The following is a 14,279-nucleotide window of genomic DNA, read 5'->3' as shown; positions in this document are numbered from 1 at the left end:
GCTCAGCCGCCCCTGAGGCGGATCTTCCAGCGCACAAAGCCCAGATAGACGGCGCTAATGGCGAACAGCATGCCGACGTCGAACCACCACGTCGCCGGGGTGTGCCGCCAGTGCGAATCCTTCGGGGTGAGCGGGCCGGGCACCAGCTTGGTCAGATCGGCGGTGGAGGCCGACGCCGCGAATCCCCACCGGGCCGGTGTCGCCCACGACATCTGGTCCAGCCCGATGCGGGCGGTGACCGGGATCATCCCGCCGGAGAACACCAGCTGCGACATGACCGCCACCACCAGCAACGGCATGATCTGCTCGTTGGACTTGGCGACTGCCGACAGGGCCAGCCCCAGCATGGCCGACGCGACGCACGTCAGCGCGACGTCGGCGAACAGCTCCAGACCCGGCTTGCCCAAGGCCACGGCACCCTGGGTCGGGGCGCCCTTGCCGAGCACCGCGATGATGCTGACGATCGCCGACTGGACGATCGCGAACACCGTGTACACGCAGACCTTGGCCAACAGGTACGCCGACGTGGACAACCCGACCGCCTGTTCGCGCAGGAAGATGGCGCGCTCACCGATCAGGTCGCGGATGGTCAGCGCGGTGCCCATGAACACCGCGCCGACGTTCAGCAGGACCAGGATCTGGCCGGGCTCGTTGGGCGCGGCGCCCATCGGGTTCGGGATGCCGAAGCCGACATCGCCGGGCACCGACATCGAGAGCGACCCCATGATGAACGGCAGCAGCGCGAGGAACACGAAGTAGCCGCGGTCCGAGACGATCAGCCGCATCTGGCGGCGGGCGATCGTGGAGAACTGCCGGAACAGGCTGGTGTGCGAGGGATCGCCCAGTTCGGCGGGTTTCTCCGCGGGCGGCGGCGCCGGCGGCGGGCCGGTGCGGGCCAGGTAGCGCGCGCTGGACCCGTCGGGGTCGTTGGCGACGGTGCTGAAGATGTCGGCCCAGTTGGTGGTGCCCATGGCCGCACCGATCTGGCTGGGCGGCCCGCAGAACGCCGTCTTGCCGCCGGGCGCCAGCAGCAGCACCTGGTCGCAGACGTCCAGGTAGGTGAGCGAGTGGGTGACCACCAGCACCACGCGGCCGGCGTCGGCCAACTGCCGCAGCATGGTCATCACCTGCCGGTCCAGCGCCGGGTCCAGGCCGGAGGTCGGCTCGTCGAGGATCAGCAGCGACGGCCCGGTGAGCAGCTCCAGCGCCACCGACGCGCGCTTGCGCTGACCGCCGGACAGCTTGTCGACCCGGGTATGCAGGTGCTTGGTCATCTCGAGTTCTTCGAGCACCCGGGCCACCACCTGGGCGCGGTCGTCCTTGGTGGTGTCCGGCGGCAGCCGCAGTTCCGCGGCATACATCAGCGCCTGCTGCACGGTCAGCTGCCCGTGCACCACGTCGTCCTGGGGCACCATCCCGATCCTGCTGCGCAGCGAGGCGTACTCGGCATGCACGCTGTGGCCCTCGAACGACACGGTTCCCGTCGTGGGGTGGGTGTAGCCGGCGACCAACCGGGCGAAGGTCGACTTGCCCGCGCCGGAGGGCCCGATGATGGCGGTCAGCGTGCCGGGCAGGGCGGTCAGCGAGATGTTGTCCAGCAGCGTCTTGTTGTTCTCGATCGTCCAGGTCACCCCGCGCACGTCGAGCCCGCCGCTACGCGTCGCCGTCGCGGCCTGGTCGCGGCGGGCCAGGTGGCCGCCGTGGAAGACCAGGTCGATGTTGCCGATCGTGACGACGTCGCCGTCGTGCAGCACGGCCGAATCGACCCGGGCGCCGTTGACGAAGGTGCCGTTGATGCTGCGGTTGTCGTGGATCTCGGTGCCGGTGGGCGTCGGGACCAGGGTGGCGTGGTGGCGCGATGCCAGCACCTCGGGGATGACGATGTCGTTGTCGTTGGCGCGGCCGATCTTGACCGCGCCGGGCACGTCCAGCCCGGTCTTGCCCGGGCGCAGGATCTTCATCATCGACGTCGCGATGACGGAAGAGTCGCCGCCCATGCGGCCCGTCTGGGGGGCCGCCGGCTCGGCGGTGGTCGGCGGCGCCGCATGCACCGACGGTGACCGGTAGATCTGCGGGGCGTGCTGGGAGCTGCTGGGCGGGGCGCTCGGTAGGCCGCTGGTCGGGTACCGGGGCTGCGGCCCGGACGGAGAGCCCGGCGTGGGTCCGCCGGCCGGCTGGCTCGGCTGCGCGGCGGTGGGCGGATGGACGGGATGGCGGAACGAGGCGGACGCCGGCTGCTGGGGCTGGCCGGGCCACTGCGTGCCGAACGGCTGGCTCTGCGGCGCCCGCACCAGCGGTTCGCTGGGGTTGCTGACGATCGGTATCGACGTCGTCAGCGGGGGCCGACCGGCCGAGCCCTGGTGGCGGCCGACCTCGAAGGTGAGCGCCGGGCCGTCGGGATTGCCCATGTTGATCCGCAGACCGTCTTGGATGTCGACGACCGGGACCCGGCGGTTGTGCGCGTATAGGCCGTTCAGGCTGCCGTTGTCGACAGCGATCCATCGCCCCTGGTCATACCGCACGATCAGGTGGTTGCGGGAGATCAGCGGGTGGGCGACTCGCAGGTCGGCGCGCAGGTCACGCCCGATCACTACGTCGTTGCCCGGCGCGAAGGTGCGCTCGGCTCCCTCGTAGCGCACTGTCAGCGCAGGCGGGGCTGGTGGGGTCATCAGGACCAACTGTAACGGCAGCGGCGCAACTTATGCGCTGGGTTCTTCGCCGGGCACCCTGTCGCGCGGCCAGAAACGAGAGCGGGCGCCGGGAGACGGTGCGGGATCGCCGAAGTAGTAAGACGGCGAATCGCTCTGCAGCACAGTTACTTTCGGCGCTTTCAACCGGCCACCGCGGCATTGCGCAGGCGGCGCACACTCGGGACCTTGGCGCGAACAGCGGTGACGTCCTTGACGAAGTCCCCAAGGTACTTGATGGCGCGCCTGCCCTCGGGCAAAACGTCTGCGGCCAAAGGGAAATCGTGGATCTGGCCGTCCCACAGGTGCAGATCGCAGTGGATCCCGCTGGCTTCCAAGCGCTTGGCCATCAACTCGGCATCGGCCAGCAGCAACTCGTCCGAGCTGGCGTGAATGGTTACCGGCGGCAACGAGGACAGATCGGCGTCCACCGGGGACGCGACGGTGGCGTCGCCCTCGCCCTCGCCCTCCACAACCTGTGCGTTGCTGAGGAATTGCGCGAACCGCGAGAAGGCCCGGCGGGTGAACATCGAGCACTTGCGGGCGTTGCGGTGCTTGAGCTTTCGCACCGGATCCGCATCCGTGAACGGCGAGACGGCCGCAACTCCGGCCGGCTCCATGATGTTTTCCTGGATCGCCAGGAGGGTGGTCATGAACGCCAGATATCCCCCGGCGGAGTCGCCGGCCACGACAACGTGATTGCCGTCGTAGCCGTGATCCTGCAGCCAGCGCAGGCCACTGATCCCGTCGTCGATGGCGTCGGTGATCTGGTGTGCGGGCAACTTCCGGTACGCGACGGCGAGGATGGGGGCATCGGCCGCCTTCGACAAGCGAGTCACCATGGAACGGTGGGTGTTGAGGCCGCAGGTGAGAAATGCGCCACCGTGCAAATACAGGATTGCCCGCTCCCCCGATACGCCGGGCGCGCGAACCCATTCGGCGGCACAGTTGTCCAATTGCACCGGTTCCGTTCTCGCCGCGTATCCGACACGCGGGAACAATCCCGCGACGGTATCGACGTATTCGAGTGGCCAATGCAGATTCGGCGTCATGGCCCACGCGCGAACGGCGTTCTTCACGATCAAGCGGCTGGCAAGTCCGACGGCTACTGACTGCGGGCTATGGCGATGATGAACGCGCCTCGTCGTCGCCACGCTCGGCAATATATGTGTCGGTTCGGCTGTACTCACCATTGGGCTTCAACCTCCTAAGTGGAGGGCGAATACCCCCCGCCGCCGAGGGCTAACGGGAAATTAACGCATGAGAAATGTCAGGTACATCACTGTTTGCTGGCGGCGGAGATGGGTATCACTCGTTTATCTTTCTGACGGTTGCCGCGCGGGCGTAATCAGACCGAACCGGCTGTTGCTCAACCCCGTGAATGCCCAAAGATATGAGCGGTGACACACGCTACGCATCCTGATCTCCTACTGACTGACCGGGTGGCCGTCGTTACCGGCGGCGCTGGAGGAATTGGCGCGGCCACCGCGCGGCTGTTCGCCGAACACGGCGCCGGCGTGATCATCGCCGACATCGACGCCGGCCTCGCCGACGCGACGGCGGCCTCGATCACCGAAGCCGGCGGGTCGGCACTGGCAGTCGTCACCGACGTGCGTGACCCCGATCAGGTCTCTCGCCTGGCCGCGACGGTCCTCGATCGGTTCGGCCGGGTCGACGTGCTGGTCAACAACGTGGGCCACTGGCTGCGGCATCCCGGAAACTTCGCCGGCACCGACCCACAACTGTGGGATGAGCTCTACCGGATCAACCTGCACCACGTCTTCCTGGTGACCCACGCGTTCCTGCCGGCAATGGTCGAGCGGCGGGCCGGTGCGATCGTGAACGTCTCGTCGGTCGAGGGGCTGCGCGGCTATCCGGAGGATCCGGTGTATTCCGCCTTCAAAGCCGCTGTCAACGCGTTCACCCGCAGTCTCGCGGTCCAGGTGGGCAACGACGGGGTGCGGGTGAACGCGATCGCGCCCGACGTCACCGAATCCCTGCAAGTGCCCTATTCGCAATGGCTTTCGGCCGAGGAACAGGCGAACTGGCCGCGGTGGGTTCCGGTCGGGCGGATGGGTCTGCCCGAGGATCAGGCCAGGGTCATCCTGTTCCTCGCCTCCGACCTCTCGGGCTTCGTCACCGGCCACGTCATTCCGACCGACGGCGGCACCGGCGCGGCCGGCGGCTGGTTCCGCTCGACGCGCCGGCCCGACCGCCAGTGGACCAATCGGCCCATCGCCCCCTGATCACGCGTAACCGAGCGCCGCGTTCTCCGCGTGGATGCGCACGGAGAGCACCAGCGCATTGGCCAGGCGACGGGGATGGGACGTTGTCGGGTGCGCCTTGGCTCGGCGCGAAAGATCCTGTGGGACTGGGAAACCGACCGAGGCGCTCAGGCCGTTGATGCGGGCCGAAATCGGGCCTGATCGTCGATGATCGTGACCGGGATGCCATTGAGCGCGCCGTTGCCGGACGGCTCGTCGACAAATGTCGGCGGGGAAAGCACATTCGTGTTGGCACCCGGCGAGCTGTTGGCCACCGACATGCGGGTGCCCGGCTTGCCGTGCCCCCAGCCGTGCGGCATCGAGACCACCCCGGGCTTGATGGACTCGGTGACCTCGACGGGAACTCTGATCTCGCCCGCCTCCGATTTCACCGTCACGATGTCGTTGTCGGTGACACCGCAGCGCGCGGCGTCGTCGGGATGGATCAGCAAGGTGCACCGGTCCTTTCCCTTCATCAGCGCGGGCACGTTGTGCAGCCAGGTGTTGTTTGATCGCAGGTGCCGGCGGCTCACCAGGACGAGTGGATCGGCGGGCCGCTCCATGCGTGCGGCCAGCCGCGGCAGGTCGTCGAGCAGGTATTGCGGGGCGAGCCGGACCTTCTTGTCGGCGGTGCCGAGGATGTCGGGCAGCTGCGCCACCATGGGCCCGAAGTCGATGCCGTTCGGGTTGGCCTTGAGTCGGTCCAGCGTCAGCCCACCCGGGTTCTTGCCGTACTGGTCGCCGAAGGGCCCGGTGCGCAAAGTGAGGTCGAGCATTCGCTCGGGTCCGCCGTGCTCGTAGAGCTTGCGGATCTCCGCACCGTCGAGACCCTGCGTGAAGGCCAGGTAGTCGAAGAAGCCGTCATCGATGGCGGCGACATCCACGTCCTCGGCCGGTGTGCCGGTGCACAGGCCGGTCAACCGGATCAGGATCTCCCATTCGTGCGGGCGATCGCCCGGATCGAACACCGGGGCAGAGTAATTCGCGATGCTGTGGATGGCGAAGAGCAGGATCAGGTCGTCGTGGTGCGGCTGCTCGAGCGGGGACAGGCCGGGCAGGATCACGTCGGCGTGCCGCGTCGTCTCGTTGAGCCAAAGATCAACGGAGATCATCGCTTCCAGCATCGGTAGCACTTCGTCGAGTTTGTCACCGGCGGGGGTGGACAGCACCGGGTTGCCCGCGACCGTGATCAGCGCCTTGAGCTGCCCGTCGCCCGGGGTGGCGATCTCCTCGGCCATGCACGACACGGGCGCCTGACCGAGCACCTCCTTGGCGCCGCGCACGCGGGTGTGCCAACGACCGAATTCCGCTGCGCCGTCCTCCAGTCCGGGTAGTGGCTGGGTGGTGATCGACCAGGCCGCCGGCTTGGGAAACATCGCGCCACCGGCGGTGTCGAAGTGTCCGGTAAGAATGTTGATTACGTCGACCAGCCAGCTGGCGAGGCTGCCAAACTCTTGGTTGCACAGGCCAATTCGGCCGTATACCACCGACTTCTCGGTGCCGGCGAGCTCGCGGGCCAGCCGGCGGATGCGGTCTTCGCTGATGGCCGTGACCGCGCTGACCCGTTCCGGTGGCCAGTCCGCGACGGCTCGCCTCATGGCGTCGACACCGTCGACGTGCGGCCCCGGGTTGATGAGGTCCTCGTCGAAGAGGGTGTGCGCGACGGCCAGCAGCAGGGCCGCGTCGGTTCCCGGCACTATGGGAAGCCACTCGTCGGCGCGTGCGGCGGTCAGGGTGCGCACCGGGTCGATCACGATCACCTTGCCGCGTTTGCGGATCCCGTCGATCAGACTCATCACGTTGGGCGCGGCCAACAGTGAGCCCTGCGACGCCGCCGGGTTGGCGCCCATGATCACCAGCAGGTCGGTGCGTTCGATGTCGGGCACCGGGAAGTTCCACCACAACCCGTACATGAGATGCGACGACAGGTTCTTCGGCCACTGGTCGACGGTGCCCGGTGAATACGTGACCGGCATGCCGGACATGCCCATCAGCACGCCCGCGTAGCGGGCCAGTGAGAACGAGTGCGCCAGTGGGTTGCCGGTGTAGGCGGTGACCGCGCGGATGCCGTACTTGTCGATCACCGGGGTCAGCAGTTCGGTGCAGCGGCGAAATGCCGCGTCCCAGCTGACCTCCTGCCATTGGCCGTCGACCTTGATCATCGGCTGGCGGATGCGGTCCGGATCGTCGTGCAGGGCCGCAAGAGAGGTGCCTTTGGGGCATAGATGTCCGCGGCTCCACACGTCGTCACGGTTGCCGCGGATGGCGGTAACGCTGCCGTCCTCGACGTGAATTTCCAAGCCGCACATGGCTTCACACAAGGGACACGTGCGCAGGTGCGTACCGTCTTCACCCGGTTTCATCCACCCACTGTATTCCGCTACCGCGGGTAGCGGAAGCATCAAGATTCGGGGTCAGCCCGCCCAGGGCCCGATGCCGCCGACCTTGTCGATGTGGATGTGGGTGAGATATCCCGGCGGCGCGTTATCGGGCGGGAATTTCGTGTTCGGGTCGCCAACGATCGGATTGAGCTCCGCCAGCAGTTCGGGGGCGCCGCCCTCGGTGATCCGGGCGGTCCCGGTGAGCGAGAGGTACGGTCGCATCCCCTGGCCCGCGGCGTCGAGCGACACGATGGTCACGGCGACGCGGGGATCGTTGCGGACGTTGCGGACCTTCCTGTGTTCGGAAAGGTGGGCGCTGACGAGCTCGTCTCCGTCGGGCGTCGACCGCAACGCCACCCAGACCACGCTCACCTGGGGGCTGCCGTCGGGATTGATGGTGACCAGGGTGGCATCCGCGCCGTTCCCGATGAGGTCGCGGGCGGCGTCGTTGAGTCTCATGCGTTGTTCGACACCCGCGCGCGGCTTTTCATTCCCACCCGGGCCGCGACAAAGCGGTGGCCCGGCCACGCCTGTGACCGGGCCACCGTCGACTGCCGCTACTGTTCGGCCTTCTGGCGAGCTTCGTTGATTTCGGCGGCCTTGCGGGCGCTTTCGGCCTCGGCCTCTTTCTGGGCCGCCTCTCGTTGCGCGTCGGCCTTGTCCTGCTGAGCCTTGCCCTCACGCATCAGGTCGTCACGCCCGGCAACCGCGCCGGCGACTTCCTTGACCTTGCCCTTGACACCCTCGACGATGCCCTCGATGGCTTCCTCGGGACCACTCTTGTCCGACATGCGTTCTCCCTTCGGTGTGGCGCACAAATGCCCGTGTCGTGCGCTCGCCACCTTTATTGCCCAACCGGCGAGTTCTCGAAACGTGGGCGGCGGGTAGCCTTCGCCACAGCCGCGACCTGGCGATTCGTGTCACCGAGAACTCACCGGTCGCATGGCCCAATTACCCTGCCGGACAACATCACTGATGACGTTCTGAGAACCTCAGTTCCGCACCGTCACCCGATGCGCCTACGCTGGTGAGCCGAGGTGTCGGCGGCGGCGCGAGGAGTCGTGACGGTGGAAATGTGGGAACTGGTCGCCCGCGAGCGAATCCGGGATACCTTGGCGCGCTACAACTGGTCCGGCGACGCCGGCCGGCTCGACGGACTTGCGGAGACGTTCTGCGTCGACGGCATCCTCGAGATCCGGGGTTCTGCGCCGCTGCGCGGGCGCTCACAGATTGCGGCCTTCCTGGGCGGCGTCACCGGGAAGATCGCCGTCGAGGCCGGCGTCAAACCGATTGTGCGCCATAACGTCGCGAACGTGTTGTTCACGGAGGTTTCACCCGGGCGGGCTCGGGTCGACTCCTACTTCACCGTGGTCACCCACATCGGACTCGACCACTGCGGCCGCTACCGCGACCTCTTGGTGCCCGAGGGTGACGCCTGGCTGATCAAGCACCGCAAGGTGTCGACCGACTGGGCGGCGCCCGACTCCGCGATGGCCCGCCAACCCTCCGACACACCGTGATCGTCGCGTCGCCGTCCACACGAAACCCATTGTCCACTTGAGGTTTCCACGCCGTATCGGGATAACCGGAGAAGGGACCGATCATGGCCGCATCCGGCACCGACCGCGCGCTGGCGTATCTGCTGGTTCGGCTGACCATCGGGGCCAGCCTGTTCGGTCACGGCCTGGTCCGGATGCCGAAGCTGGCCGCGTTTCACGCGCAGATGATGGGTGAGTTCACCACGTCGATGCTGCCCACCGTCGGAGTCTCGGTGTGCAGTTACGGGCTGCCCATCGCCGAGCTGATCACCGGGGCGCTGCTGCTGGCGGGGGCGCTGACCCGCGCGGCCGCGATCGCCGGCGGACTGATGATGATCGTCCTCGTCCTGGGCGCCACGTCGATCGAGCACTTCAACGTGGTAGGCGACCAGCTCGTGCACGCACTCTTTCTCGTCAGCGTGATTGCGTTCCGCGGTCACAACCGCTACTCCGTCGACGGTCTGCTCGCCAGCCGCCGCTCCGCCAGCGCATACCCGGCAAGCCGTCGGCCGCGCCCAACGTCCGCTGAGTAGCGATTTCGTTAAATGTACCGACGAAATGTTTGCCAGACGCCCCGCAACGGCTACAGATAGGAGTCACACCAAAACATCGCGGTCTCCCGTTCGCGCGTCCCCTCAGGAGCCCCCGGATGACCGCCGGTCAGGTGACCAGCGGTCATGGCCGCACAAAAGAGACGAGCAAGTATGCAACGACTCAGTGGTTTAGACGCGTTCTTTTTGCACCTGGAATCGCCGACGCAGCCCTTAAATGTTTGCTGCGTTTTAGAGCTGGAGCCCGCGACGATGCCAGGGGGCTACACGTTCGAACGCTTCCGCGAGGCGCTGTCGGGGCGGCTCGACGCCATCTCCGAATTCCGCCTCAAGCTGGCCGACAACGAACTGAACTTCGACCATCCGGTATGGGTGGACGACGACCGGTTTGATCTGGCTCGCCACCTTCACCGCGTGGCCCTACCGTCGCCAGGAGGGCCCAAAGAATTAGCGGACCTCTGCGGCCACATCGCCGGCCTGGCGCTGGATCGCGATCGTCCGCTGTGGGAGATGTGGGTAATCGAGGGCCTGCACGGCAGGGACGCGTTGTCCGTCGTGCTCAAGGTCCACCACGCGGTGGTCGATGGCGTGGGCGGAGCCAACCTGCTCGCACAGTTGTGCACCGCCGTGCCCGACGCCGAACCACCGGAGCCGGCCGAGCGCGCCGGCGCGGCAAATCCGCTGCACATCGCCGCGAGCGGGCTGATCGGGGCGGCATTGCGGCCATGGCGCCTGGCCAAAGTCGTGCCGGCAACGGCGCTGACGCTGGCACAGACGGTGCTGCGTGCCCGCGGCGGTGGGCAGACGATGGCGGCCCCGTTCGCGGCACCGCCGACGGCGTTCAACGGGTCGTTCACCCGGCGCCGCAACGTCGCCCTGACCAGCGTGGACCTCGAGGATGTCAAAACCGTCAAACGCCGGTTCGGGGTGACCGTCAACGACGTGGTGACGGCGCTGTGCGCCGGGGCGCTGCGGCAGTACTTCCAGGACCGCGACGCGCTGTCGGACGCCCCCATGGTCGCGAGCGTGCCGGTGTCTGTCCGCGGCAAATCCACTCGGACGGGCCGCAACCAGATGACCTGGATGCTCTGCCGGCTCGAAACCCACATCGACGACCCCGCCGAACGGCTGGCCAGCATCGCCGGCCGAAACGCGGCTGCCAAGGACCACTCCGCCGCGATGGGCCCGAACCTGCTGCTGGACTGGACACAAGTGGCCGGACAGACCCTATTCGGCGCCGTCAGGAGGCTGCTGCCGCGCATACCCCTGCCCGAGAATCCGCCGCACAACCTGGTGATGTCGAACGTCGCAGGCCCGCAAGAGCAGCTCTACTTCCTGGGGTGCCGGCTCGACGCGATGTATCCGCTCGGCCCGATCATCGCCGGCGCCGCGCTGAACATCACCGTGATGTCGCTCAACGGCCGGCTCGGCGTCGGCATCATCTCCTGCCCCGACCTCGTTCCGGACCTCTGGGACCTCGCCGACGCATTTCCCGACGCGCTGAAAGAACTGCTGAATTGCGCCGAGCCCGGCCATAACCCGCGCTGACCGGCCCGCTCAGCGGAACCCCGTCCACCCTGGCGGTCACGGCATGGCAGGGTGACATCCGTGGCAGACACTTCTGAACCGACGACCATCGCAGCCCAAGACCTGCGCGAAATCAACACCGAAAAGGGCGCTTTGCGCTACTACGACACCGGGGGCCCGGAGTCCGGTCCGGTGCTGCTGTTTCTGCACGGGTCCGGCCCCGGCGTCACCGGGTGGCGAAACTTCCGCGGCGTGCTACCCGCCTTCGACGCCCACTTTCGGTGCCTCATCCTGGAATTCCCGGGTTTCGGGGTCAGCGACGACTTCGGCGGCCATCCGATGGTCACCGCGTTCGGCACCGTGTCGCCATTCCTGGACGCGCTCGGCGTCGACAAGGTGCACATCGTCGGCAACTCGATGGGCGGCGGCGTCGGCATCAACTTCGCCACTCACAATCCGGACCGCGTCGATCGGTTGGTGACCATCGGCGGAATCGGCACCAACATCTTCAGTCCCAGTCCCAGCGAAGGGATTCGGTTGCTGCAGGAATTCGTCGAGGACCCCACCCGCCAACGCCTGGTCGACTGGCTCAAGTCGATGGTCTACGACCAGGCGCTGGTCACCGACGAGCTGATCGAGGAACGCTGGCAGCTGGCCACCGACCCGGACACCCTGGCCGCGGCGCGACGCATGTACGGCAAGGCGGCGTTCGCCGGGATGAACGCCGCGCTGAACGCCTCCGACCGGCCGCTGCCGTGGGCCACCATGCACAAGCTCACCGCGCCCACCCTGCTGACGTGGGGCCGCGACGACAGGGTGAGCCCGCCGGACATGGCGCTGATCCCGATGCGCACCATCCCCAACGCGGAGCTGCACATCTTCCCCAACTCGGGGCACTGGGCGATGATCGAGGCCAAGGACGCGTTCGAAAGCACCGTGCTGGCGTTCCTGTCGCGCAGCTAGCCAGCGGCCGATCGTGATTAGGGCTGTCCCGCAAGGCCTTTCGCCAACACGGCGAGCGCGTCGGGGTTGCCGTCGAGCACCCGGCTGGTGCGGGTGGCGATCTGCCACCGGTCGTCGATCCGGCGCAGTGCGAAATGGTGAGCGGTCGCCCGCCACACGCGATAGCCGTCACCGTCGCGGACCAGCACCAGGGATTCGCATACAGCCACCGCCTCGTCGCCGTCGACCGTGACGACACTCGGCCCGAGGAAGTGCGAACAGCCCTTGGCCACCAACTTCTGGTAGGCCTGCGAGCTGATCATCGCGTGAACGTCGGCGCGGCTTCCCATGCGCCAGCCGTCGACGTCGTACACGCCGTCGGTCGCCCACAGGCCCGCGGCGTCGCCGGCATCGACCGCGGGGCCGTACGAGGCGATCAACCGGGCGATGTCGCGCTCGTCCTCGAGCCGGCGCAAGCGGGCCAGCATGTCGTCGATGTCGGTCATGGTGTTCTCCTCATCGCTGGGTGGCCCCGGCGTCGACGGGCAGGACGATCGCGGTGATGTAGCGCGCCTCGTCGGAGGCCAGGAACAGCGCGGCGTTGGCCACGTCGACCGCGTCCACCCACGGCACCGCGAGCATGTTCATCGAGCGGGCCGCCTCGGCGAATTCCGCGCGCGTGGGCGGGCGGTCCAGGTCGGGCCGGAACGCGGTGCTGACCACGTCGTTGTGAATCATCGGCGTGTCGACGTTGGTCGGGCTGACGCAGTTGACCCGAACATTGTGTGGTGCAAGCTCATTGGCCATGCTGCGCATCATGCCGATCACGCCATGCTTGGCGGCGGTGTAGTGCGCGACGCCCACCAGCCCGCGCAGGCCGGCGATGGAGCTCGTCAGGATCATCGACCCCGCCCCGCGCGCGATCAGGTGCGGCGCGGCCGCGCGGCAGGTGTGCCACACCCCGGTGAGGTTGACGTCGAGCATGGTGCGCCACGCGTTTTCGTCCAGCTCGACCGCCATGCCGCGCGAGGTGATCCCCGCGGTCGCGCAGACCACGTCCAGGCCGCCGAACCGCTGGACACCGCGATCGGTGGCGTCCTGCATGCCGGAGAGGTCACGCACGTCGACGATTTCGGTGTGCACCCGCGCGCCGGCCTCGGCGACCAATGCGGCCGTCTTTTCGAGGTCGGCCGGGGTGCTGTGCGGGATGATCACCGTGTCGACCGGACCGCACACATCGAGCGCGACGACGTCGGCGCCCTCCTGCGCGAACCGCACCGCTTGCGCGCGGCCGATCCCCCGCGCCGCGCCGGTGATCAGGGCGACCTTGCCTTTTAGTCGCCCGCTCATGTCGTCTTCTGCGTCAGGCCGGCGTCGACGACGAGCTGGGTGCCTGTGATGTAGCGGGCCGCGTCGGAGGCCAGGAACAGCACGGCGTTGGCGATGTCGACGGGCTCGACCCAGGGCACCGGGAGCAGGTTGCGCGCCTGCAGCACCTCGGCCGCGTCGGCCGCGGTCGGGTTGACCAGGTCCGGCCGCAGCCGCCGAAAGGTGGCCTCGTTCAGCACCATTGGCGTGGCAACCGGGCCGGGGTGCACGGTGTTGACCCGGATGCCGCGCGGGCCGAGCTCGTTGGCCAGGGTGCGCGCGAGTCCCACCACCGCGTGCTTGCTGGCGGTGTAGTGCGCGGTGTTGGGCAGGCCGCGAAGCCCGCTGGTGGAGCTGATGATGACGACGGAGCCGCCCCGATCACCTTCCCGATCAACCAAGTGCGGCACGCTCGCCCGGACCGTGTGCCAGACGCCGGTGAGGTTGATGTCGAGCGTGCGTTGCCACACCAGGGGGTCGAGTTCCCAGGACGGCGCGCCGGGCAGGTGGACTCCGGCGTTGGCCACCACGACGTCGAGCCGGCCCAGCGCTGCGACACCGGCATCGATGGCGGCCGTCATCGCCCCGAGGTCGCTGACGTCGGCCAGGCCGGTGACGCACCGTCGGCCGCGATCCTCGACTCCCCTTGCGGTGTCGCGTAACTCATCGGCCGCGGTGTCGGCGTCGAGCGCGATCACGTCGGCGCCCTCGTCGGCGAAGCGCGCGCAGTGCACTCGCCCGGTGCCCTTGGCGGCGCCGGTGACCACGACGACCTTGTCCAGCAATCCCGTCATCGTTCGATTAGATCGAAGCCCCGGTAGCCGGCGTCGGCCACCTCGGCGCAAATGTCGTTGTACGTGGCGAAGCCGCCAGTGAACAGCATGAACCCGCGCGGCTTGCCCGGCACGTTGGCGCCCATGTACCAGGAGTTCGCCTTGGTGAACAGCGTCGTCTCGGCCCGGCGGGCACATTCGGCGCCCCAGCCGTCCACGCTGTCCACGGTCTGTCTCTTATACACATC

Annotated in this window: 13 protein-coding genes and 1 pseudogene; 5 read left to right on the top strand and 9 right to left on the bottom strand. The window is 67.8% G+C overall.

Translation table 11 applies throughout. The features are described 5' to 3' along the window. Positions 1–2: 2 nt before the first annotated feature. Together A5760_RS06480 and A5760_RS06475 are read right to left on the bottom strand one after the other, a co-directional pair. Positions 3–2,669, bottom strand: a complete 2,667-nt coding sequence (locus tag A5760_RS06480) for an ATP-binding cassette domain-containing protein (protein WP_196772007.1) — start codon at positions 2,667–2,669, stop codon at positions 3–5. Positions 2,670–2,830: 161 nt separating this feature from the next. After that, positions 2,831–3,880, bottom strand: coding sequence for an alpha/beta hydrolase (locus tag A5760_RS06475; protein ID WP_196772006.1), 1,050 nt, complete (start codon positions 3,878–3,880; stop codon positions 2,831–2,833). 207 nt (positions 3,881–4,087) lie between these two features. Between A5760_RS06475 and A5760_RS06470 the strand changes: the two genes are divergently transcribed. Next, complete coding sequence (locus tag A5760_RS06470) at positions 4,088–4,933, top strand: SDR family NAD(P)-dependent oxidoreductase (protein ID WP_064878829.1); 846 nt, start codon at positions 4,088–4,090, stop codon at positions 4,931–4,933. A 146-nt stretch (positions 4,934–5,079) separates the two neighbouring features. On the opposite strand, the gene A5760_RS06465 is transcribed toward A5760_RS06470, so the two are convergent. The 3 genes from A5760_RS06465 to A5760_RS06455 form a co-directional block, all read right to left on the bottom strand. After that, on the bottom strand, positions 5,080–7,314 hold the full coding sequence (locus A5760_RS06465) for a molybdopterin-dependent oxidoreductase (RefSeq protein WP_064878827.1): 2,235 nt from the start codon (positions 7,312–7,314) through the stop codon (positions 5,080–5,082). A 51-nt stretch (positions 7,315–7,365) separates the two neighbouring features. After that, positions 7,366–7,791, bottom strand: a complete 426-nt coding sequence (locus A5760_RS06460; protein WP_064878825.1) for a PPOX class F420-dependent oxidoreductase — start codon at positions 7,789–7,791, stop codon at positions 7,366–7,368. Positions 7,792–7,889: 98 nt separating this feature from the next. Continuing rightward, the gene (locus A5760_RS06455; protein ID WP_064878823.1) at positions 7,890–8,123 is read right to left on the bottom strand and encodes a CsbD family protein; all 234 of its coding nucleotides are present in this window, start codon (positions 8,121–8,123) and stop codon (positions 7,890–7,892) included. 276 nt (positions 8,124–8,399) lie between these two features. On the opposite strand from A5760_RS06455, the gene A5760_RS06450 reads away from it, so the two are divergent. From A5760_RS06450 to A5760_RS06435, 4 genes are all read left to right on the top strand, one after another. Next, on the top strand, positions 8,400–8,852 hold the full coding sequence (locus tag A5760_RS06450; protein ID WP_064878875.1) for a nuclear transport factor 2 family protein: 453 nt from the start codon (positions 8,400–8,402) through the stop codon (positions 8,850–8,852). An 83-nt stretch (positions 8,853–8,935) separates the two neighbouring features. After that, positions 8,936–9,403 carry a DoxX family protein gene (locus tag A5760_RS06445; protein WP_064878821.1) on the top strand — a complete coding sequence of 156 codons (468 nt, stop codon included), beginning with the start codon at positions 8,936–8,938 and terminating at the stop codon, positions 9,401–9,403. A 171-nt stretch (positions 9,404–9,574) separates the two neighbouring features. Then, on the top strand, positions 9,575–10,969 hold the full coding sequence (locus A5760_RS06440) for a WS/DGAT/MGAT family O-acyltransferase (RefSeq protein ID WP_064878819.1): 1,395 nt from the start codon (positions 9,575–9,577) through the stop codon (positions 10,967–10,969). A gap of 60 nt (positions 10,970–11,029) precedes the next feature. Then, complete coding sequence (locus A5760_RS06435) at positions 11,030–11,911, top strand: alpha/beta fold hydrolase (protein ID WP_064878817.1); 882 nt, start codon at positions 11,030–11,032, stop codon at positions 11,909–11,911. A 17-nt stretch (positions 11,912–11,928) separates the two neighbouring features. On the opposite strand, the gene A5760_RS06430 is transcribed toward A5760_RS06435, so the two are convergent. The 4 genes and pseudogenes from A5760_RS06430 to A5760_RS06415 all read right to left on the bottom strand — a co-directional run. Continuing rightward, a complete protein-coding gene (locus A5760_RS06430) occupies positions 11,929–12,396 on the bottom strand; it encodes a nuclear transport factor 2 family protein (RefSeq protein ID WP_064878816.1) in 468 nt (155 codons plus the stop codon). 10 nt (positions 12,397–12,406) lie between these two features. Further along, positions 12,407–13,240 carry a mycofactocin-coupled SDR family oxidoreductase gene (locus A5760_RS06425; RefSeq protein ID WP_064878814.1) on the bottom strand — a complete coding sequence of 278 codons (834 nt, stop codon included), beginning with the start codon at positions 13,238–13,240 and terminating at the stop codon, positions 12,407–12,409. Next, positions 13,237–14,052 (bottom strand): mycofactocin-coupled SDR family oxidoreductase, encoded by an 816-nt coding sequence (locus A5760_RS06420; protein WP_064878812.1) that lies wholly within the window; start codon positions 14,050–14,052, stop codon positions 13,237–13,239. Before A5760_RS06420 ends, A5760_RS06425 begins: the two co-directional genes overlap by 4 nt. Continuing rightward, positions 14,049–14,279, bottom strand: a pseudogene (locus A5760_RS06415) (cyclohexanone monooxygenase); the annotation flags it as partial. The gene A5760_RS06420 and the pseudogene A5760_RS06415, both read right to left, overlap by 4 nt.

The organism is Mycobacterium colombiense (genome assembly GCF_001665835.1).
Lineage (GTDB): Bacteria > Actinomycetota > Actinomycetes > Mycobacteriales > Mycobacteriaceae > Mycobacterium > Mycobacterium colombiense_A.
The sequence above is the reverse complement of the archived record's forward strand: the minus strand, read 5'-3'. Positions and strand labels throughout refer to the sequence as shown.